Here is a 20,261-nt window from a genome sequence, read left to right as displayed (position 1 = left end):
CGGAACTCCTTGTGGATCGGGATGAACAGGGTGGAGGGCGCCTCTCCAACCTTCTAAACCCCGCTCGTCCCGGATTCGGATGACACGACCCACTGACTTCTTCGGCGCCGCTGGTGTTCAGCGGAAGGCGAGCGCGGTCTCGGATTCGATGTGGGACAGCTTCTGCGGGTTGCGGACGTAGTAGAGGCCGGTGATGCGGGCGTCCTCGGCGCGGATCGCCATGATGCCGTCGATCTCGCCGTCCAGGCGTACGACGAGTGCCGGGTTGCCGTTGACCGTCGTGGGGGCGAGGGTGAGCGTGGCTTCAAGCTTGCCGGTGCGGCCGACGAACATGCGGACCACCTTCTCGGCGCCGATGACCGGCCGCCGCGCGGCCTGCTTGATGCCGCCGCCGTCGCTCATCAGGACCACCTCAGGGGCGAGCACGTCAAGGAGACCCTGCAGGTCCCCGGATTCGAACGCCCGCTGGAACGACTCCAGGACCGCCCGGGACTCGCTCGCGGACACCACCTTGCGAGGGCGGCGGGCGTCGACGTGCCGGCGGGCTCGGTGGGCGATCTGGCGGACGGCGGCGGGGGTCTTGTCGACGGCGGCGGCGATCTCGTCGTAGCCGACGTCGAACACCTCGCGCAGCACGAAGACGGCGCGCTCCGTCGGCGACAGCGTCTCCAGGACGAGCATCAGCGCCATCGACACACTCTCGGCGAGTTCGACGTCCTGGGCGACGTCCGGTGCGGTCAGCAGGGGCTCCGGCAGCCAGGGGCCGACGTACGCCTCCCTGCGGCGTTTCATTGTGCGCAGTCGGTTGAGGGACTGCCGGGTCGTGATCCGGACCAGGTAGGCGCGGTGGTCGCGCACCTGTGACAAGTCGACCTCGGCCCACCGCAGCCAGGTTTCCTGGAGGACGTCTTCAGCGTCGGCAGCCGATCCGAGCATCTCGTAGGCGACGGTGAAGAGCAGGTTGCGGTGAGCGATGAACATCTCGGTCGCCGGGCCGGTCCCGTCGTGGTCTCTCATGTCTCGCCCCTTCTCGTCTCGCCTCTTCTCGTCTCGCCCCTTCTCGTCTCGCCCCTTCTCGTCTCGCCTCTTCTCGTCTCGCCCCTTCTCGTCTCGCCCCTTCTCGTCTCGCCCCTTCTCGTCTCGCCCCTTCTCGTCTCGCGGACGGTCCTGGTTACCGGAGGCCTTCAAGCATGCATCCACAGCAACCTTCCTTCAGGCTGCCCGTGCTGGGGTGGTGGCCGACGTCTCGCCGCGCTTGGCCTGCAGCCGCATCAGCTGCTGCTGGCGCTTGGTGCCTCCTGAGACTCGGTGCAGGCTGTACGAACCCGCCTTGCGTGCCTCGGCGGCCAGGTGCTTGACGATGCCCTTGCAGATGAACTCCTTGATCTTCGCGCCAGGGCGACCGTCGATGTGGAACCACAGCGCGACGTCGTACCTGTGGGCGAACTGGAAGATGCCGGCGCGTCGGCCCAGGCTGATGCACTGGCCGGCGAACACCTGGTTGAGGGGCGAGGGTTGCTCACCCTCGATCCGGCTAAGCACCGTGTCGGCGGCCCGCGCGCCCAGAGGGATCGCGGCCTGGCAGCTCATCCGCAACGGCAGGTCCGACGGCGCCGCCGAGTCCCCGGCCGCGACGATGCGCTCGTCGTCCACGCTCGTCAGCGTCTCGTCCGTGAGCAGGCGTCCCAGTGCGTCGGTGCTCAGCCCGCTGCGCGCGGCCAGGTCCGGCACGGCGAAGCCGGCCGTCCAGATCGTCACCTGGCTCGGCAGTTCGCGGCCGTCTCCTAGCCGCACGGCATCGCGGGTCACCGCCGTCACCTTCGCGTCAGCCGCGTCGGATCCGTCGAGTACGGTCACCCCCAGCGCCGCCAGCCGCCCTGCCACCGCGCGTCGGCCCCGAGGGTGCAGGTACGGGCCGAGTACCTCGCCGCAGACCAGGGTCACGTTGTGGCCGGCCTCCGCCAGTTCGGCGGCGGTCTCGATGCCGGTCGGACCGGCTCCGACCACCGTCACCGCGGCCGTCGCGGGAGCGGCGTCGACGATCGGCCGCAGCCGCTGCGCCTCCTCCAGGGTGGCGATCGGGTGGGCGAACTCGGCCGCTCCGGGCACGCTCGGGTCGGCGCTGCCGCTGCCCACCGCGTAGATCAGGTAGTCGTAGTCGACCGTGCCGCCCGCCGCCAGCGTCACGCGGCGACCGGCCGCGTCGATCCGTGTCACGGTGTCCACCACCAGCTGGACGCCGTCGGCCAGGACGTCCCGATAGTCGACGACCGCGTTGTCGGACCCGCCCACCAGCTGGTGCAGGCGGATCCGATGGACGAAGTTCGGGCGCGGGTTGATCAGGGTCACTGTCACGTCGTCGCGCTGCGTAAGGCGATTGGCGGCCATGACGCCGGCGTATCCGCCGCCGATCACGACAACATCCGTGTTCTCCGTGTTCTCCGTGTTCTCCGCCATGGTGTCTGCCGTCTCCGTTTCGTCTCCGTTTCAGGGGTTCGACCTCAAGACACCGCTTGACCGATCGCCGTGACAGCTTGTGAGGCAGATCACTGCACGGGCGTGGACCCCGCCAGGGAACAACCCCCCGTCGATACCTCCGCCCACACCGTCTTGCCCACGGGATGCCGTGGCGTCGAGCCCCAGCGCTCAGCCAGGACGTCCACCAGGAGCAGGCCGCGGCCCGACTCGCCGTCGGGGTACGACGAGGGTGGGGCGGCGGGTGGTCGCTTCGCGGCAGCTGCGTCGGCGACCTCGATCCGGATCAGGTCCAACGCCTCGTCGAGGGCGAGCCGGAGACCGAAGTCACGTCCCGGAACGCGGCCGTGCTGCACGGCGTTCGCTGCGAGTTCCGCGACGACGAGGGCGACCGTGCACGACACGTCCGACGCCGGCGGGTAACCCCACTCCTCCATGCACCGCACGGCCAAGCGCCGGGCGAGCCGCGCGCCTCGCGGCGAGGAAGCGAACTGCGCGGTGAGCGGCGGGCGTTCGGCGGCTTCTCCGTCGAGCAGGACGGCTTCCGCCACGGGAGCTTCGGCGACGCTCCTTCGCGGTTCTTCGTCCGAGGTGGTCGTTCCTGTCAGCACAGCGTTTCCGTTTCCGTTCTTCTTGCCTGTCGAGCCCTGAGTCGTCCCGCGATGTAGTCGAGTCATCACGTTCCGCACTTAAGGTTCGACTCACAGCCCTACGCTCGGAAGGTGACGCAGCCTTACCTTTTGGTTCGTAAGGGACGGAAGTGACGCCTTGGCCAACGGAATTGATCCCAGTACGTCGATGGCGGCGCTGTTCGGCGCGCGCGTACGCAGGCTCCGTACCGCCGCCGGGCTGACCCAGGCCCAACTCGGCGCGAAAACACACGTGGTGAGCACCCGGATCACGCAGATCGAGCGTGCCTCCGGGGCGAAGCCGACGCTGGAGCTGGCACGTGCGCTGGACGCCGCGCTGGGTGCGGACGATCTGCTGGTGGAGCTGTGGCCGTACGTGTACCGGGAGGCATTTCCGGACTGGTCGCGGAAGTTCATGGGGTACTCGGAGCGGGCGGTGTCCATCAGGCAGTACGCGGCCCATGTAGTGCCGGGTCTCTTGCAGACGGAGGACTATGCGCGAGCGGTTCTCAGTCTGGACGCGCTACTCGACAGCGAGGAGCAATTGGAGGAGCGGGTCACTGCCCGCATGGGACGACAGGCACGACTGGGTTCGGCCGACCGGCCCGAGCTGTGGGTGATCCTGGATGAGGCGGTGCTGAGACGACCGATCGGCGGTCACGCTGTGATGCGACGGCAGTTGGAGCGGCTGCTCGACGCGGCAACGGAGCGTCACATCACGGTGCAGGTACTGCCGTTCGACCAGGGCGAGCATGAAGCGATGGGCGGATCGCTGACGATCCTGACCCTCCCGGAGGGCTCCGAAGTGGCCTACACAGAAGGAGCGGACTACGGCCAACTCATCGAGGAACCGACCAACGTCGGTCGCTACAAGGTGATTTACGATCGGCTGCGGGCGGCAGCCCTGCCCCCGCTCATGTCCCTCGACATGATCCGGTCCGCGATGGAGGGCAACTACCGTGGCACGAATGTCCCGTCCCGATCTGAACGGCGCCGCCTGGCGCAAGAGCAGCTACAGCAATCAGGCGGGGGGCGACTGCGTCGAGGTGGCCGACGGGTTCCGGGGCGTCGTCCCCATCCGTGACAGCAAGGTCCCTCACGCCCCCGCTCTGTCTTTCGAGGCCCGCTCCTGGGAGGCGTTCATAGGCGAGTTGAAGGCCGGGCACCACCGTCCCTGAGGCGGCCGGGCCCCGGCCGCCGTTCGACTTCCGGGCCCTTGTCCGCGAGGGTCCGGCGGGCCACTGACCTCCCCAGAGAACCCGAGGACAACCACCGTGGAGCGAATCTCCCGTCCCGATCTGAACGGCGCCGCCTGGCGCAAGAGCAGCTACAGCAATCAGGAGGGCGGCAACTGCGTGGAGGTGGCCGACAGGTTCCCCGGCGTCGTGCCCGTCCGTGACAGTAAAGTCCCGCACGGTCCCGCTCTGTCCTTCGAGGCCCGCTCCTGGGCAGCCTTCATAGGTGAGTTGAAGGCCGGTCAACACCGCGTCTGAGCCAGCCAGGTCCCGGCCGCGTTCCGTCTTCCGGGCCCGCCGGTTCCTCGTCCGCAAGGGCCCGGCGGGCCACTGACCTCCCCAAAGAACCGGGGGAAAGAACTACCCGCCCACCCACCCTCCCTGGCCGTGAAGCCCCCGTCACCCGTCCGGGTGACCAGCTTGCAGGCGGGGGATACGGACGGTTACGTTCGCCGCGACAACCGCAAGCAGATACGGCCCCCGGCCGGGACTGGCATCCCGAACGAGGGCCTGACCGATCAGGAAGCGAACCCTTCCCGATGGCTGACTCGCAGTCTAACGCGCGCCTGCGCGCCGACGCCGGGACTCCGACCTCCGGCGTGATCCACGTACGCACCCGGCTCACCGCCGACTTCACCGTGATCTCCAACGCCCTCGCGCAGCGACGCGGCAGTGCCGTCACGGTCGGCGTCGCGGCGTACATCTCCTCTCTGCCCGACGGCTCACCCGTGAGCATCGCCGCCCTGTGCGAACACTTCAGCGAGGGGGAGATCCTGATCTCGCGAGCGCTCAGGGAGCTCGAAGCAGCCGGATATCTGGAGCGGCGCCGCGAGCGCCTGTCCACCGGGCAGATCCGTACCCGGACGTACTTCTACGACGTACCCGACGGCGGCCCGGACCTGGACGGGCCGCCGGAACCCAAGCCGCCGAGGCCTCCGCGTTCACGGAGGCGGCCCGTAGGCGAGGAAGCCGTGCCCCCTGCGACAGTCACCACTGACGCGATGCCCACGCCCGCCCGGGAGCAGACGGAGAAACCGGCGGTGGCCCGCCAGGCGCTCTCCGACGCCGACCCGCAGGCAGTCGCCGTTCTGACCTCACTCCGCCGGATCGATGCCCGCCTCGTTCTCTCCGAGCAGGAGGCCGTGCGGCTGGCGCCAGCCGTCGCCCAGTGGCTCGCCGCCGGTGTCGCGCCCTCCCAGGTCACCGCGCTGCTCACCGCACGGCTCCCCGACCACTTCCTGACCCGTCCAGCGGGCATCCTCGCCTTCCGCCTCCGGGAAACGCCCCTGCCCGCGCCGCCTCCGCACCCGCTCCCCGATGACGCGACGCGCCCCGTGGTGCTGCCCTTCCAGACCTGCGACGGCTGTGAGCGGGCCTTCCGCGCTCCGGAACCCGGGCGCTGTCGTGGCTGCCGATCGGGGAACCGTCTCCGAGCGGCCAGCTGAGGCGATGGGTGAGTGTGGGGCATGGTCGACAGGTTCAAGGACGGACTTCTGACTCCGACGGAAACAGCCTCCTGTCTGGAGATTCCGCAGTCGACTCTCACCTCGTGGCTGAAGGGCAAGGCCGCCGGAGCACCACTGGTCCACCAAGTCGAGCCCGTACGGAAGGGGCAGCCCTCAGTACCCTTCATCGCGGTGGCCGAGGCGCACGTCCTCCGTTCCCTGCGGTCCCTGGGGTTCCGCATGAGCGAGATCAGGGAAGCCGCTGCCGCCGTACGGGACGCCTTCGACACCCCCTACGGCCTCGTGTCGAAGCGGATCGCGACGGACGGCGTGGACATCTTCGTCGAACACGGCCTCGGGGATGTGCGCAGGGCCCGAGACGGTCAGGCCCCCGTCCAGGAAGTCGTCTCCGACTATCTTCGCTACCTGACCTGGGCGCCTGACGACGACTTCCCCTCCGGCCTGCGGCTGAGGCAGTACCCGGAATCCGTTCCCGTCGTGATCGATCCGAGGTTCGGTCACGGTCGTCCCGTGGTGGCCGCCAATCGCGTCGCGGTCAACGCGATCACTGACCTGCGAGAGGCCGGGGAGAGCATCGAGGCCATCGCGTACGACTTCGACATGACGCCTGAGCACGTCGACGCGCTGTGCCGTGCAGTGGTACGCCTTGCCGCCCGAGCCATTGAGAAAGGCGGTCCAGCGGCCTACGCCGTGCGACATGACCGTATCGAGCGCACATGGCCCTGACGGGCGGGCACGGGGGCGAGGCCGCGCAGGTGCCCGGCTTGGGCGAGGGCGGGACCGTCACGGTTCCACGTGGTGGCGGACCGAGTCGCGTACGACGATGTGGGTGCCCAGGAGGACGTGCTGGGCGGCGTTGGGCGGATCGGGGTTGAGAGCCAGGCGCACGGCGGTGCGGCCCAGTTCCTCGTGTGGGACGTGAACGGTTGTCAGGTCGATGTCCGCGGCCGGAGGAAGGTCGTCGAATCCGACCATCGAGACGTCGTCGGGGATGCGCAGGCCGCACTCGCGCAGTGCGTCGCGTGCGCCGACGGCGATCAGTTCGTTGACCGCGAACACGGCGGTGAAGCGTACGGCGCGCATGACCTTGGCGCGGGTGGCGGGGCGCTGGGGTAGGTGCCGGAGAGGATCCGGGAGACGGTGGCGACCGAGACGCCGGCGTGTTGGGCCACGTCGCGGATCGCCGTCAGGCGGGGCTGCCCATCGTCGGGCGCGGTCCGGCGAGGCATTGGGCCTCCTGCGCCCCCACCCCTATGTAAACGTTTCCGCTCGGTGGTCGCGTATACGGCCAGGTACGTCAACAGGGAGCTCCGACAGCCTTGACGCGTACCTAGCACGGTGCTTCCATCGCAGATGTGTAAACGGTTTAACTCTTCGGGATTTCCGGCCTGGGTCGAGGGCGGGTGCCGGTCCAACCACACCGCCGCGCACCGCAATCACAAGGAGGAAGACTTGTCATGCCCATGAAGAATTGGCGGGCCGCCCACCGTCCGGCCGTCACCATCCCGGCACTTCTGGCCGTCTGCGCCGCACTCGCCGTCGGCCCCGCAAGCCCAGCCTCACCCACCGCAACCATCGCCACGACAACCACGGCCACAGACGGCGATACGGCAGTACAAGCCGCCCGCGTCATGGAGAACCTCGGTCGTGGCGTGGTGGCCGTGCGCTCCAGCGGTACCCAGGTCCTGGTGTCCTGGCGGCTCCTGGGGCTCGACCCGGAGGGCATCGGCTTCAACGTGTACCGGTCCACTGGTGGCGGCGCGTACGTCAAGCTCAACGCCGCCGTCCTGACGGGCGGGACCAACTACGCGGACTCCACCGCCGACTTGACGAGGACCAACAGCTACCGGGTGGCCCCGGTCGTCGGCGGGCAGGAGCAGGCGCCGAGCGAGGCCTTCACGTTGACGGCCAATCACGCCACGGAGCCCGTGGTGCGGGTGCCGTTACGTTCCGGTGGTCCGGTGAAGTTCGTCTGGGTCGGGGACCTCGACGGTGACGGTGAGTACGACTACGTGGTGGACCGGCAGACCTCTCCCCAGACGCTTGAGGCCTACAGCAGCGACGGCGACTTCCTCTGGGAGGTCGACATGGGGCCGAACAGTCAGAACCAGGACAACATCGAGCCGGGGTCGTCCGCGATCGACCTGGGCCACTGGGACGGTGTCACGGTCTACGACTTCGACAGCGACGGCCGCGCGGAGGTCGCCGTACGGATCGCCGACGGAGTCACCTTCGGCGACGGCACGACCTGGACGCACGAGGACGACTCTCGGCAGTGGATGGCCGTCCTGGACGGCCGGACCGGAGCGCTCCGCAACTGGTCGGCCGTGCCGACGACTTACCTGGGCGACGGTCCGATGGGCGCGCGCCTCGGCGTGGCGTACCTCAACGGGACCACGCCGAGCCTGGTCGCCTACATGAAGAACCGGCGCGACGACGGGTCCTTCAACCTGATGATGGCCGCCTGGAAGTACGACGGCGATTCGCTGGACCGCCAGTGGACATGGCAGCGCGGCAGCCAGAACGCGCCCGACGGGCACAACACCCGCGCCATCGACGTCAACGGCGACGGGACCGACGAGGTGGCCGAGATCGGGTTCGTGCTGAACGGAGACGGGTCCCTGCGCTACTCGATGGGGCCCAAGGGCATCAACCACGGCGACCGTTTCCACATCGCGGACATGGACCCCAGCCGTCCCGGCCTGGAGGGCTACGGCGTCCAGCAGGACAACCCGAGCGGTCTGCTGGAGTACTACTACGACGCCACGAACGGCACCGTCATCTGGGAGCACAAGGGTGACGGCCCCGCCGACGTCGGACGCGGCATGGCCGGAGACGTCGACCCGCGCTTCCCCGGCATGGAGGTCTGGTCCTTCTCGGGCCTGTACAACGCGCCCACGAACAAGCTCGCCGAGCCGAACGCGTCGCTGCGTCCCTGGCCCCAGCTGGGCCTGTGGTGGGACGGCGATCTCACCATGGAGCTGCTCAACGACGGCAAGATCGAGAAGTGGGACCCGGCCCGCCCGACGTCGAGCGGCAGCCTGCCCCGGCTGGTCAGCACCTGGAACTACGGCGCGGTCAACGCCTCGCAGGGCGTGCAGCCCACCTTCGTCGGTGACATCCTCGGCGACTGGCGCGAGGAGGCCGTGTACACCAACGCCTCCTACAACGAGTTGATCATCTTCACCACGAACCAGCCCACGACCACCCGGCTGTACACGCCGGCGCACAACCCCGCCTACCGCAACGCCATGACGTTCAAGGGGTACATGCAGTCCCACCACCCCGACTACTTCCTCGGAGCCGGCATGGCCCGGCCTCCTCGGCCCAACATCGCCTACGCGGCGGGCGGTTCGTAAGGCGTCGGTCGACAGCTCCGCGCCCAGACCGTCCTGCCCAAGGGTGCCGGTGGGCTACAGGCCCGCGTCGCGGCTGCGGACGTCCTCCAGGACTCACAGCGGGGACCGGTAATCCGGAGTCGGCCGCGTGCCTCGTGCCTCGTGCCGCCTGCCGCCCGCCGCCTGCCGCCCGCCGCGTCAACCCTCGAAGCGGTAGCCCATGCCGGGCTCGGTGATCAGATGGCGCGGGTGGGAGGGGTCCGTCTCCAGTTTGCGGCGCAACTGGGCCATGTAGACCCGCAGGTAGTTGGTCTTGCCGCTCTGCGAGACGCCCCAGACCTCCCGGAGGAGCTCCTTCTGGGTGACGAGCCGGCCGGGGCTGGTGATCAGGATCTCCAGCAAGTGCCACTCGGTCGGGGTCAGCCGCACGTCCCGCCCGCCCCGGACGACCCTCTTGGCGAGCAGGTCGACGGTGAAGTCGTCCGTCTCCACCAGGGTCGTTTCCGGGGCGAGCGGCGTGTCCTCGGTGCGGCGGACGGCGGCCCGCAGCCGGGCCAGCAACTCATCCATGCTGAACGGCTTGGTGATGTAGTCGTCGGCGCCCGCGTCGAGCGCCGCCACCTTCTCGTCGGACGCCTGGCGGGCCGAGAGGACGAGGATCGGTACGCGGGTCCAGCCGCGGAGTGCCCTGATGACGTCGACGCCGTCCATGTCGGGCAGGCCGAGGTCGAGCATCACCACGTCGGGCTGACGGGCGGCCGCCAGTCTGAGGGCCGTGGCCCCGTCGGGGGCGGCGTCCACTCCGTACCGGCGGGCCTGCATGTTGATCACGAGAGCCCGTACGAGATGCGGGTCGTCCTCCACCACCAGCACCCAGGTCATCGATCGTGCCTTTCCGTCGCGTAAGGCCCGTACGGCGCGTACGGCCCGTACGGCCCGTACGGCCATCACTTCCTCGCTGCGAGGTCCTTGAGCGCGATGTTGAGTTCGAGGACGTTCACGCGCGGTTCGCCCATGAAGCCGAGGGTGCGGCCGTCGGTGTGCTCGTCCACCAGTTTCTGGACCTGCGCGAGCGGCAGGTCGTTCTTCTCGGCGACCCGGTGGACCTGGAGGTCGGCGTAGGCCGGGGAGATGTTCGGGTCCAGTCCGGAACCGGAGGACGTGACGGCGTCGGCGGGGACGGCGGACGGCTTGACCGTGTAGCCGGGCACCGAGTTGTCCTTGACGAGCGCGGCCTTGGCGTCCTTCACCTGCTGGACTAGGACCTTGCTGTCGGCGGCGAGGTTGGTGGCGCCGGAGAGGATGAGCTTGTACTGGGTGTTGACGCTGTTGGCGCCAAGTCCGTTCTGCGGACGGCCCTGGAACCACTTCAGGTCCGGCTCCGGGGTCTCCTGACCCCTCTTCAGCGGCAGGTTGTACGCCTGCCCGATCAGGGACGAGCCGACGACCTTGCCGTCCGCCTTGATCTCGGAACCGTTCGCCTTGCCGGGGAACAGCCCCTGGGCGATACCGGTGACGACCAGCGGATAGATGACGCCGGTCACCAGGGTCAGCACGAGCAGGGCGCGCATGCCCGCTCCGAGCAGCCGGGCGGTGTTGGTGACGGAGTTGTTCATGGCGGTCAGCCGATTCCTGGGATGAGGGAGATGAGCAGGTCGATGATCTTGATGCCGATGAACGGGGCGATCAGCCCGCCGAGGCCGTAGATCGTGAGGTTGCGCCGCAGCATCCTGTCCGCGCTCACCGGCCGGTACCGCACGCCCCTCAGGGACAGCGGCACCAGCGCGACGATGATCAGCGCGTTGAAGATGACGGCCGACAGGATCGCGGAGTCGGGCGAGGACAGGCCCATGATGTTCAGCTTGTCCAGGCCCGGGTAGACCGCCGCGAACAGCGCCGGGATGATCGCGAAGTACTTCGCGACGTCGTTGGCGATCGAGAACGTCGTGAGCGCGCCCCGGGTGATGAGGAGTTGCTTGCCGATCTCGACGATCTCGATCAGCTTCGTCGGGTTGGAGTCCAGGTCCACCATGTTCCCGGCCTCCTTGGCGGCCGAGGTACCGGTGTTCATGGCCACGCCGACGTCCGCCTGCGCGAGGGCCGGGGCGTCGTTCGTACCGTCACCGGTCATCGCGACCAGCTTGCCGCCCGCCTGCTCGCGCTTGATCAGCGCCATCTTGTCCTCGGGCGTGGCCTCCGCCAGGAAGTCGTCGACCCCGGCCTCGTCCGCGATCGCCCTCGCGGTCAGCGGGTTGTCTCCCGTGATCATGACGGTCTTGATGCCCATGCGGCGCAGTTCGGCGAACCGCTCCCGCATACCGTCCTTCACCACGTCCTTGAGATGGATCACTCCCAGGACGCGGGCGCCCTGCTCGTCGTCCACCGCGACCAGCAGCGGAGTGCCGCCCGCCTCGGAGATCCGGTTGGCGACGGTGTCGGCGTCCTCGGCGAGGGTGCCGCCCTGTTCCCGGACCCAGGCGATGACGGAACCGGCCGCGCCCTTGCGGATCCTGCGCCCGTCGAGGTCCACGCCCGACATCCGGGTCTGGGCGGTGAACGCGATCCACTCGGCACCGTCCAGCTCGCCCTGGTGGCGTTCGCGCAGCCCGTACTTCTCCTTGGCGAGGACGACGACGGAGCGGCCCTCGGGGGTCTCGTCGGCCAGCGAGGAGAGCTGGGCGGCGTCGGCGACCTCGGCCTCGGTGGTCCCGCTCACCGGCACGAACTCGGCGGCCTGCCGGTTGCCGAGCGTGATCGTGCCGGTCTTGTCGAGCAGCAGCGTCGAGACGTCACCGGCCGCCTCGACCGCCCGCCCGGACATGGCCAGCACGTTGCGCTGCACCAGCCGGTCCATGCCCGCGATGCCGATCGCCGACAGCAGCGCGCCGATCGTGGTCGGGATCAGACAGACCAGCAGCGCCACCAGCACGACCATCGTCAGACGCGTGCCCGCGTAGTCCGCGAACGGCGGCAGCGTCGCCACCGCCAGCAGGAACACGATGGTCAGCGACGCCAGCAGGATGTTCAGCGCGATCTCGTTCGGCGTCTTCTGCCGGGCCGCGCCCTCGACCAGGCTGATCATCCGGTCGATGAACGTCTCGCCCGGTTTCGTCGTGATCCTGATGACGATCCGGTCGGAGAGCACCTTCGTCCCGCCGGTGACGGCGCTGCGGTCGCCGCCCGACTCGCGGATGACCGGCGCCGACTCCCCCGTGATGGCCGACTCGTCCACGGACGCGACGCCCTCGACGACGTCACCGTCGCCGGGGATGATGTCGCCCGCCTCGCACACCACCAGGTCGCCGATCCTCAGAGCGGTGCCCGGGACCTGTTCCTCGGAGGCGTCCGCGAGCAGCCGGCGCGCGACCGTGTCGGTCTTGGCCTTGCGCAGTGTGTCGGCCTGCGCCTTGCCTCGGCCCTCGGCGACCGCCTCCGCCAGGTTGGCGAAGATGACGGTCAGCCAGAGCCAGGCACTGATGGCCCAGCCGAACCAGTTGCCGGGATCGGTGAAGGAGAAGACGGTGGTCAGGACCGAGCCGATCCACACCACGAACATCACGGGTGACTTGACCATCACCCGCGGGTCGAGTTTGCGGCACGCGTCCGGCAGGGACTTGACGAGCTGTCCGGGGTCGAACAGGCCCGCGCCGACACGGCCTTCGGCGGCCTTGTGCCCGGTGGGTACGTCGCTGTGCGGCGCCCGGGTCGGGGTGGCTGTGGACATCGAGTCCTCTTGGTTCGTCATGTCTTGGCTCGTCGCGTCTTGGTTCGTCGCGTCTCGGTTCGTCGCGTCTCGGTTCGCTATGTCTTGGTTTGTTATGTCTTGGTTCGTTACGTCGGTGTTCATGACGCCAGCCCCTCGGCCAGCGGTCCGAGCGCGAGGGCCGGGAAGTAGGTCAGACCGGTGATGATCAGGATGGCGCCCACCAGCAGGCCGGTGAACAGCGGCTTTTCCGTGCGTAGGGTGCCCGCGGTGACGGGCACCGGCTTCTGCTCGGCGAGCGAACCCGCGAGCGCCAGCACGAAGACCATCGGCAGGAAGCGGCCGAGCATCATCGCGAGCCCGGTCATCGTGTTGAACCAGTCGGTGTTCGCGTTCAGGCCCGCGAAGGCCGAACCGTTGTTGTTCGAGGCGGACGTGAAGGCGTACAGCACCTCGGAGAACCCGTGCGCGCCGGAGTTGAGCATCGAGTGCGGCGGCGTCGGCAGGGCCATGGAGACCGACGTGAAGATCAGGACCAGCGCCGGAGTGATGAGGATGTAGCAGGCCGCCAGCTTGATCTCGCGGGTGCCGATCTTCTTGCCCAGGTACTCGGGTGTGCGGCCGACCATCAGTCCGGCGATGAACACCGCGATGACCGCCATGATCAGGATGCCGTACAGACCGGAGCCGGTACCGCCGGGCGCGATCTCGCCCAGCATCATGCCCAGCATCGTGATGCCGCCGCCGAGGCCCGTGAACGAGGAGTGGAAGGAGTCCACCGCGCCCGTCGAGGTCAGCGTGGTCGACACCGCGAAGATCGACGACGCACCGACGCCGAACCGCACCTCCTTGCCCTCCATCGCGCCGCCCGCGATCTGCAACGCCGGGCCGTGGTGGGAGAACTCGGTCCACATCATCAGGGCGACGAAGCCGACCCAGATGGTGGCCATGGTGGCGAGGATCGCGTACCCCTGCTTCACGCTGCCGACCATGACGCCGAACGTGCGGGTCAGCGAGAACGGGATCACCAGCAGCAGGAAGATCTCGAACAGGTTCGTGAACGGGGTCGGGTTCTCGAAGGGGTGGGCGCTGTTGGCGTTGAAGTAGCCGCCGCCGTTGGTGCCCAGCTCCTTGATGGCCTCCTGCGAGGCGACAGCGCCGCCGTTCCACTGCTGGGAGGCCCCCATGCTGTGCCCATTAAAGAATTGGCCGACCTCGTGGATGCCGGAGAAGTTCTGGATCACGCCGCAGGCCACCAGCACCACGGCGGCGATCGCCGCACCCGGCACCAGGATGCGGGTGACCCCGCGCACCAGGTCGGACCAGAAGTTGCCCAGCTCACCGGTGCGGGAGCGGGCGAAGCCGCGCACCAGGGCGACCGCGACGGCGATGCCGACGGCCGCGGAGACGAAGTTCTGCACGGCCAGACCGGCGGTCTGCACGACGTGGCCCATGGCCTGCTCGCCGTAGTACGACTGCCAGTTGGTGTTCGTCACGAAGGACGCGGCGGTGTTGAACGCCTGTGCCGGCTCGATCGAGGAGAACCCGAGCGAACCGGGCAGGACGCCCTGGACCCGCTGCAGCAGGTAGAGGAAGAGGACTCCCATGGCCGAGAAGGCGAGGACGCCGCGCAGGTAGGCGGGCCAGCGCATCTCGGTGTCGGGGTTGGCACCGATGCCCCGGTAGATCCACTTCTCGACGCGCCAGTGCTTGTCGGAGGAGTAGACCTTGGCCATGTAGTTGCCGAGGGGAACGTAGACGAGCGCCAGCGCCGCCACGAGGGCGAGCAGCTGGAGTACGCCTGCGAGTACGGGACTCATGGGCGCTCTCAGAACCTCTCCGGGAAGATCAGGGCGAGGACGAGATAGCCCAGCAGGGCGACGGCCACGACCAGGCCGACGATGTTCTCGGCGGTCACAGCTTCGTCACCCCCTTGGCGACGAAGGCCACCAGCGCGAACACCGCGAGAGTGGTGACAACGAAGGCCACGTCGGCCATCGCGAGCTCCTAGATGGGATTCGATGCGATTCGCATGAGATTCAATGGGATTCGATAGGATTCGATGGGATTCGGAAAGCATTCGCGTGCGAACCGGACGCCTGACGGATCGGACAATTAGAGGAAACCCCGACCGGTGGCCGGATTCGAGCGTCGTTGACGGGCCTCTTACGGCCACGCCCGCCCCCTTGACGGACCTCTTACGGCGCCTGTGACCACGGCGACAGGAAGCGACCGACTCGACAGGGCGAGGGCAGGCATGCCGGGAAGTCGAACCAACCCTCGATGGCCGACGGGTGCGGGACGCACCGCACACTCCCCGTCACCGTAAAAGACCGGCAAAGCGCCCAGGTCAAGAGCGTAGTCGGCCGCTATGGGCGGCTCTTTTCGGACTTTCCCGCGACGGCTGCCGAGACACGGCGTGGACCGGTCCCGGCAGCCCTATGCTTCTACGTGCTTGTAGAAAGAAAGCGTGGCTCCCCTGGGTGCAGTGCTCCCGGGAGTCGCACGCTTTCGCCTGCTCGCACGACGAGACTCGCACCACGAAAGAGGGCCGATGGCTGAGATAGACCTGAGCAAGGTGCTCGACAAGGCATGGGCGGACAAGAGCCTGCCCGAGATCCTGGCCGCGCCGGTCAGCGCGCTGAAGGGGGTCTCGGACCGCCAGGGCGATCTGCTGGAGGAGGCGTTCCGGGTCAAGACCGTCGCCGACCTGGCCGACCTGAAGTTCGCCCGCTGGGCACAGGCGCTGGCCGCCCTCGACGCGGCCAAGTAGTCGCAGGCCACCACCACGTGGTGCCGTGGCCCCGCACGGGCACACGGCACCACCCTCGGCAATCGCCTGCCCGTTGGAGACACGACGGGCACGACGCACGACGGGCACGACGGGCACGACGGGCACCCTCAGGACGGCCGCCGTTCCGGCCCCGGCTTCGGCCCCGGTATCGGCTCCGTGAGCTCGGCGAGGAGAGCGGCAGCGAGCGGCAACGCCCGCACCCGGGCGGGCAGACGGTCGAAGGTCCTCACGCCGCCACCGTACGAACCGGAACACCGGGCCGCATACGACAGCGGGAGTAGGCCGGGCCCTAACCCGTCCCTTCGTGTTCCTTCCCGTGTTCCTTCCTGTGCCCCTCCCCGTTCTTCTCCCCCTGCTCCTCCCGGTGTTCCTCCCGGAGTTTCCCCCCCTCCTGTCGGGCTTCGCGTCGGCTCGACCACAGCGAGGAGGCCAGCATCCCCACCGCGATCAGGCCCACCAGCAGGCCGAGGACCACCTGGGTCGAGGTGAGGAACTCGATGAGCGGGTTGTCGTGGGAGGGCTGTTGGGGGGTGTACGGCTCGTCGGCGACGATTTCGGTAAATGCGATATCGGTAAATGCGAATACTTTAGACACTACGGACACTCCGGTGTCGATGCAGGCATGAAGGCACACCGCGGCCGGGCGCGGCGGTGTACGGGATGACGTGGTGCTGTGGAGTGCCGTGCGGTTACGGCGCGCAGGGCTGGGCGCGGTGCAGCAGGACCGTCAGGGCGTGCCGGGGTGGGAGCGATACGGCGGGCAGGGGTGGGCGCGTCGGGCGTGGCCGGGGCGTACCCGTCAGTCCCAGGACGAGGCCGATGCCGTACAGCAGCCACGTCCACCAGCCGCCCACCGCCCCGGCGACGGCGCCGGCGACTGCGTGGGCCAGGCGTTCGGGAAGGTCTGAGGCGCTGCGGAAGAAACAGACCAGGGCGAGGCCGGCGAGGAAGTTCAACGCGGCCATGACCAGCGGGTCGTGGTGCCAGGCCGACGGCAGCCGCAGGTGGTCGTCGAGTGCCGTGGCCGGGATCTCGCTACCGGTCAGCTCCAGGTAGCCGGGCAACAGGGCCTGCACGGCGGCCAGGGCGACCGCGCTCCAGCGGGGCGCCCCCTCACGCAGAACGGCGTACGCGCATACGGCGAGCACTGCCGCCGCGAGCGCCACCGCCGGCCAGGACACCCTGGAGTCCGTCGTCGCGTGGTGGAGTCCGGTGGCCAGCACGGTGGCCGCCAGGGCATGACCGGCCGCGCGGACGGCGGTTCCGCCCACGGTGTGCTTCGATACGAGCCAGGCCGACATGTCCTCACCATGGTGCCGCACCACGAGCCCAACCACGGTACGTATACGCCGATTCGGGGCGGCCGGCAGGCCCTTCGGGGGCGCCTTCAGTGACCCGACGAAGCCGGATGCGCCGTGTCCGCGAGGAGCGCGGCCGGAGCCATCGCCACCGCCACGGGCAGCGCCGGAACGGCGAGCGTCGCCGCCAGGGCCAGCGCCGGAACGAGTCGGCTCGCGGGTCGCGGCGAGGCATGGATCAGGCGGCGTATGCGCTCTGCGGGGTTCGAGCCGGTCATGGCGGACAGTCCCGGTGCGCCGGGGCCGGTGTCGGGGGCCGTGGACATCTCCAGCAGGGCCTTGGCGACCGTACGCCGGCCGTGGTGGCGTACCGCCTGGTCGTCGGCGGCCATCTCGGCGAGGCGTCGTACGTGGTCCGCGTAGCCGCGCAGCGGTCCGGTCCAGCCGAGTGCGGCCGTGAGGACGTCGGCGGCGAGGATCGATCGGTGGTGGTGCAGCCGCAGATGGGCGCGTTCGTGTTCCAGGGTGGCGGCGAGTTCGTCGCCGGACAGCATCTCCAGGGCGGCGCTGGTCACGACGATGCGGGAGCCGCCGCGCGGACCGGGGATGCAGAAGGCCGCCGGTGCGTCGTGGGTGAGCACGCGGACCGTGGGGCCGGTGCTGCGGTCGTACCCGGCATGCGCGCCGAGCGGGCCGTGCGCAGCCTGTGCGTCGGCGGTCAGGCGGTGCCGGTCTCGGACGCGGCGCAGCCGCAGGGTGCGACGCAGGGTGAAGGTGGACAGTGTCACGCCGCCGAGCAACAGGACGAGCAGCGCCGCCTCGGCGATTCCGGCGGCCAGCCAGGCGCCCCCGTAGACGGCGTGGACCTGGTGTTTGTCGGCGTTGAAGAGCCACACCATGCCGTGCTCCCACAGATCATGGGCGGTCAGGACGAGGGCGGCGGCCAGCGTGATGAGCAGCCCCACCGCGCAGGCGTGCCAGGTGCGCAGGGCGGCCTGCGGGAAGCGGGTCGTCCAGCGGGCACGGGCGAGCAGGCGGGGAGCCGGCCCGGCGAGCAGGGCGGCATGGGCGAGCAGCACGGCGATGACGAGCACGGCGGGGCTCAGCGCTCCGCCCCCGGTCGTGCGCCCGGCCCCTGTTCCGCCGTGCCCGGGTCACTCGCCTCGTCCGTGGCCGGCAACGCGTCGAGCGCCTCCCGCAGCGCCGCCGCCTCGGCGGCACCGAGCCGTCCGGCGAACCGCAGCAGCGCCCCCGCACGGTCGGCCGAGGAGTCGAGGGCCTGTTCCATGAGCCCGGCCGCGTAGTCCTCCGCCGAGCGCAGCGCGCTGTAGCGGTAGGACCGGCTCTGCTTGGCCCGCTCCAGCCAGCCCTTCGTGCGCAGGCGTTCGGTCACCGTCATGACCGTGGTGTACGCCAACTGCCGCCCCTCACCGTTGAGGACGTCGGTGATCCCCTGGATGTTGAGCGGCTCCTCGCCGGCCCACACCACCCGCATGATGTCGGCTTCCAGCTCGCCGAACGGCCGCATCGGCCTCGCCCCGCCTTTCTCACTCCGGCTTTCCCGCTCCGGCTCTCTCACTACGGCTCTCTCACTACGGATCCGCGGCCCTCTCGTCCGGATCCCTGGCGCACCACATTCCGCCGCTCTGACGGTACCCGCAGTCCTGCTCCCCCTCCACACAACTCCTACCCACTGTAGAACTTCTACGCCATGTAGTAGTTTGCTGCCGTGGACGTCGACCAAGGCGCCTCCGCGCCCCTTCCCCCTGCCCTGCCCACCCCCGACCCCTCCGGTTCCGTCGGCCGCATACCCCCACCGCGCGCCCCCGGCCAGGGCCTTCGCCCCGGCTGCGCGGTCCGGCCGATGGAGCCGGAGGACCTTCACTTCGTGGTCACCGAGCACCGCACCCACTTCCCGGACGGCTTCTTCGCCCGGCTCGGAGGGCGCTTCCTGGCGGCCTACACCGGCACGTATCTGACGAGCCCGGCAGCGCGGGCGTACATCGTCGAGGCCGACGGGCTACCCGTCGGCTTCCTCGTCGGCGTGACCGACCCGGCCGCACACCGCCACCACGTCATACGCGCCCACGGCCGAGGACTCGCGCTGCGCGCCTGCGCGGCGCTCTTCGTACGGCCGGGGCTCGCCCTGCACTTCACGCGGACACGCCTCGCCCGGTACGCCCGCAAGTTGCTCCCGGGACGCCGCCGACAGGCCGAGGAGACGACGGCTGCCGCACCGCGCGAGGGCATCACGGCCGTCCTGGCCCATGTGGTGGTGCTCCGCCGGGTGCGCTCGCTGGGCCTCGGCTCCACACTCGTCGACCGTTTCACGCGGGACGCCGCAGCCGCCGGGTGCGCCCGGGTGAGCCTGGTGACGGCGGCCGGAGAGAGCGGCGCGGGCCCCTACTACGAGCGGCTCGGCTGGCGGCACACGGGCGAGACCCTCACCCCCGAAGGCCGCCCGTACGCGACGTACGAATACCCACTCGACCGACACCCAAGGGACCGAGGAACAGCGCAGTGACCCACCCCAACCGCAGGCTGTCGGTAAACCGCAGGATGCCGGTGAACCGCAGACTGCTGGTGCCCGCCCTCATGGCGTCCTTCCTCGCCACGGCCTGCACCACCTCCGCGGACAGCGACTCGTCCGCGGCGTCGACCAGCCCGCAGGCGTCGGCGAGCCCGACCCCCAGCCCCACTCCGTCCGCGGACGCGGCGGTGAGAGCTGTTCCCGCCGCACAGTGGCAGAGGATTCAGGACGCCGGAATGGTCGGCAAGGGTTGCCCGATCACCTCCCCCGACCAGCTGCGCCGCGTGGAGATCAACCACCACGGCTTCGACGGGAAGATCCGCCGCGGGGTGCTGGTTGTCAACGCGGACACCGCGGACAGCGTCGCCCGGATCTTCACCAGGCTCTTCGACGAGAAGTTCCCCATCCGCCGGATGAAGCCCCTGGAGGAGTACGGCGGCGACAACACCGCCAGCCTGGCCGCCGACAACACGGCCGCCTTCAACTGCCGCCGCCCGGACCAGATCAACGCCCCCGCCCTGGAGTCCCCGCACGCCAACGGCCGTGCCGTGGACATCAACCCGCTGGAGAATCCCTGGAAGGACCTGCGCTGCAAGTGCTGGAAGCCCAGGGCCGAGTACAACGCGCGCACGGAGGGCAAGGGCAAGATCCTCGAAGGCGGCACGGTCTGGCGGACCTTCGTCGACGAGAGCTGGATCTGGCAGGACATCGACGTGCCCGACTACATGCACTTCGACACCGGCTACCCGTCCAAGCCGTATGCCGGGCCCGACGCCTCCTGAGAAGTCAGTCA

23 protein-coding genes and 1 pseudogene are annotated in these 20,261 nt (G+C 69.3%); 9 read left to right on the top strand and 15 right to left on the bottom strand.

Annotation, left to right across the window (positions count from 1 at the left end):
• Positions 1–117: 117 nt before the first annotated feature.
• The 3 genes from E0500_RS11120 to E0500_RS11110 form a co-directional block, all read right to left on the bottom strand.
• The gene (locus E0500_RS11120) at positions 118–1,017 is read right to left on the bottom strand and encodes an RNA polymerase sigma-70 factor (protein ID WP_131567446.1); all 900 of its coding nucleotides are present in this window, start codon (positions 1,015–1,017) and stop codon (positions 118–120) included.
• A 195-nt stretch (positions 1,018–1,212) separates the two neighbouring features.
• Entirely contained in the window at positions 1,213–2,457 is a 1,245-nt protein-coding gene (locus E0500_RS11115; protein WP_131567443.1) for an NAD(P)/FAD-dependent oxidoreductase, read from the bottom strand.
• 89 nt (positions 2,458–2,546) lie between these two features.
• Complete coding sequence (locus E0500_RS11110) at positions 2,547–3,086, bottom strand: ATP-binding protein (protein ID WP_131567441.1); 540 nt, start codon at positions 3,084–3,086, stop codon at positions 2,547–2,549.
• A 187-nt stretch (positions 3,087–3,273) separates the two neighbouring features.
• On the opposite strand from E0500_RS11110, the gene E0500_RS11105 reads away from it, so the two are divergent.
• From E0500_RS11105 to E0500_RS11090, 5 genes are all read left to right on the top strand, one after another.
• Positions 3,274–4,188, top strand: coding sequence for a helix-turn-helix transcriptional regulator (locus E0500_RS11105; protein WP_131567438.1), 915 nt, complete (start codon positions 3,274–3,276; stop codon positions 4,186–4,188).
• The gene (locus E0500_RS43715; RefSeq protein WP_309505023.1) at positions 4,151–4,282 is read left to right on the top strand and encodes a DUF397 domain-containing protein; all 132 of its coding nucleotides are present in this window, start codon (positions 4,151–4,153) and stop codon (positions 4,280–4,282) included. The genes E0500_RS11105 and E0500_RS43715 overlap by 38 nt, the downstream gene beginning before the upstream one ends.
• 96 nt (positions 4,283–4,378) lie before the next feature.
• Entirely contained in the window at positions 4,379–4,597 is a 219-nt protein-coding gene (locus E0500_RS11100) for a DUF397 domain-containing protein (protein WP_165935108.1), read from the top strand.
• 281 nt (positions 4,598–4,878) lie between these two features.
• Entirely contained in the window at positions 4,879–5,784 is a 906-nt protein-coding gene (locus E0500_RS11095) for a hypothetical protein (RefSeq protein ID WP_131570395.1), read from the top strand.
• 21 nt (positions 5,785–5,805) lie between these two features.
• Entirely contained in the window at positions 5,806–6,531 is a 726-nt protein-coding gene (locus E0500_RS11090; protein WP_131570393.1) for a DUF433 domain-containing protein, read from the top strand.
• Positions 6,532–6,588: 57 nt separating this feature from the next.
• Here E0500_RS11090 and E0500_RS11085 read toward each other — a convergent pair.
• Both E0500_RS11085 and E0500_RS45380 read right to left on the bottom strand, forming a co-directional pair.
• Positions 6,589–6,927: pseudogene (locus E0500_RS11085) on the bottom strand (substrate-binding domain-containing protein); the annotation flags it as partial.
• Positions 6,843–7,034: a LacI family DNA-binding transcriptional regulator gene (locus E0500_RS45380; RefSeq protein ID WP_131570389.1), complete on the bottom strand. Its 192-nt coding sequence runs from the start codon at positions 7,032–7,034 to the stop codon at positions 6,843–6,845. The gene E0500_RS45380 and the pseudogene E0500_RS11085, both read right to left, overlap by 85 nt.
• A gap of 228 nt (positions 7,035–7,262) precedes the next feature.
• Between E0500_RS45380 and E0500_RS11075 the strand changes: the two genes are divergently transcribed.
• Positions 7,263–9,164: a hypothetical protein gene (locus E0500_RS11075; protein WP_258572742.1), complete on the top strand. Its 1,902-nt coding sequence runs from the start codon at positions 7,263–7,265 to the stop codon at positions 9,162–9,164.
• Between the two features lie 177 nt (positions 9,165–9,341).
• Here E0500_RS11075 and E0500_RS11070 read toward each other — a convergent pair whose 3' ends face one another.
• The 5 genes from E0500_RS11070 to kdpF all read right to left on the bottom strand — a co-directional run bounded on the left by E0500_RS11070 (position 9,342) and on the right by kdpF (position 14,764).
• Positions 9,342–10,025 (bottom strand): response regulator, encoded by a 684-nt coding sequence (locus E0500_RS11070; protein ID WP_131570399.1) that lies wholly within the window; start codon positions 10,023–10,025, stop codon positions 9,342–9,344.
• 65 nt (positions 10,026–10,090) lie between these two features.
• The gene (locus E0500_RS11065; protein WP_131570387.1) at positions 10,091–10,759 is read right to left on the bottom strand and encodes a potassium-transporting ATPase subunit C; all 669 of its coding nucleotides are present in this window, start codon (positions 10,757–10,759) and stop codon (positions 10,091–10,093) included.
• A gap of 5 nt (positions 10,760–10,764) precedes the next feature.
• Complete coding sequence (gene kdpB / locus E0500_RS11060; RefSeq protein WP_131570397.1) at positions 10,765–12,867, bottom strand: potassium-transporting ATPase subunit KdpB; 2,103 nt, start codon at positions 12,865–12,867, stop codon at positions 10,765–10,767.
• A 119-nt stretch (positions 12,868–12,986) separates the two neighbouring features.
• Positions 12,987–14,666, bottom strand: a complete 1,680-nt coding sequence (kdpA, locus tag E0500_RS11055; RefSeq protein WP_131570385.1) for a potassium-transporting ATPase subunit KdpA — start codon at positions 14,664–14,666, stop codon at positions 12,987–12,989.
• An 8-nt stretch (positions 14,667–14,674) separates the two neighbouring features.
• Positions 14,675–14,764, bottom strand: coding sequence for a K(+)-transporting ATPase subunit F (kdpF, locus tag E0500_RS11050; RefSeq protein ID WP_016434100.1), 90 nt, complete (start codon positions 14,762–14,764; stop codon positions 14,675–14,677).
• Positions 14,765–15,400: 636 nt separating this feature from the next.
• Here kdpF and E0500_RS11045 point away from each other — a divergent pair.
• Complete coding sequence (locus tag E0500_RS11045) at positions 15,401–15,619, top strand: hypothetical protein (protein ID WP_131570383.1); 219 nt, start codon at positions 15,401–15,403, stop codon at positions 15,617–15,619.
• A 128-nt stretch (positions 15,620–15,747) separates the two neighbouring features.
• On the opposite strand, the gene E0500_RS43710 is transcribed toward E0500_RS11045, so the two are convergent.
• From E0500_RS43710 to E0500_RS11025, 5 genes are all read right to left on the bottom strand, one after another.
• The gene (locus E0500_RS43710) at positions 15,748–15,870 is read right to left on the bottom strand and encodes a hypothetical protein (RefSeq protein WP_258572739.1); all 123 of its coding nucleotides are present in this window, start codon (positions 15,868–15,870) and stop codon (positions 15,748–15,750) included.
• Between the two features lie 59 nt (positions 15,871–15,929).
• A complete protein-coding gene (locus tag E0500_RS11040; protein WP_131570381.1) occupies positions 15,930–16,235 on the bottom strand; it encodes a hypothetical protein in 306 nt (101 codons plus the stop codon).
• Between the two features lie 94 nt (positions 16,236–16,329).
• Entirely contained in the window at positions 16,330–16,941 is a 612-nt protein-coding gene (locus E0500_RS11035; protein ID WP_181586955.1) for a hypothetical protein, read from the bottom strand.
• A gap of 86 nt (positions 16,942–17,027) precedes the next feature.
• Positions 17,028–18,032: a M56 family metallopeptidase gene (locus E0500_RS11030; RefSeq protein WP_131570596.1), complete on the bottom strand. Its 1,005-nt coding sequence runs from the start codon at positions 18,030–18,032 to the stop codon at positions 17,028–17,030.
• Positions 18,033–18,040: 8 nt separating this feature from the next.
• Positions 18,041–18,466, bottom strand: a complete 426-nt coding sequence (locus E0500_RS11025; RefSeq protein WP_131570598.1) for a BlaI/MecI/CopY family transcriptional regulator — start codon at positions 18,464–18,466, stop codon at positions 18,041–18,043.
• A gap of 201 nt (positions 18,467–18,667) precedes the next feature.
• Here E0500_RS11025 and E0500_RS11020 point away from each other — a divergent pair, with 201 nt between their 5' ends.
• Entirely contained in the window at positions 18,668–19,462 is a 795-nt protein-coding gene (locus E0500_RS11020) for a GNAT family N-acetyltransferase (RefSeq protein WP_309505022.1), read from the top strand.
• Positions 19,459–20,250: a M15 family metallopeptidase gene (locus E0500_RS11015; RefSeq protein ID WP_309505021.1), complete on the top strand. Its 792-nt coding sequence runs from the start codon at positions 19,459–19,461 to the stop codon at positions 20,248–20,250. The genes E0500_RS11020 and E0500_RS11015 overlap by 4 nt, the downstream gene beginning before the upstream one ends.
• Positions 20,251–20,261 lie beyond the last annotated feature (11 nt).

It is taken from the genome of Streptomyces sp. KM273126 (assembly GCF_004337435.2).
In the GTDB taxonomy this organism is placed as follows: Bacteria; Actinomycetota; Actinomycetes; order Streptomycetales; family Streptomycetaceae; genus Streptomyces; species Streptomyces acidicola.
Note: the sequence above shows the minus strand (reverse complement) of the source record. Positions and strands in the feature narration are given on the sequence as shown.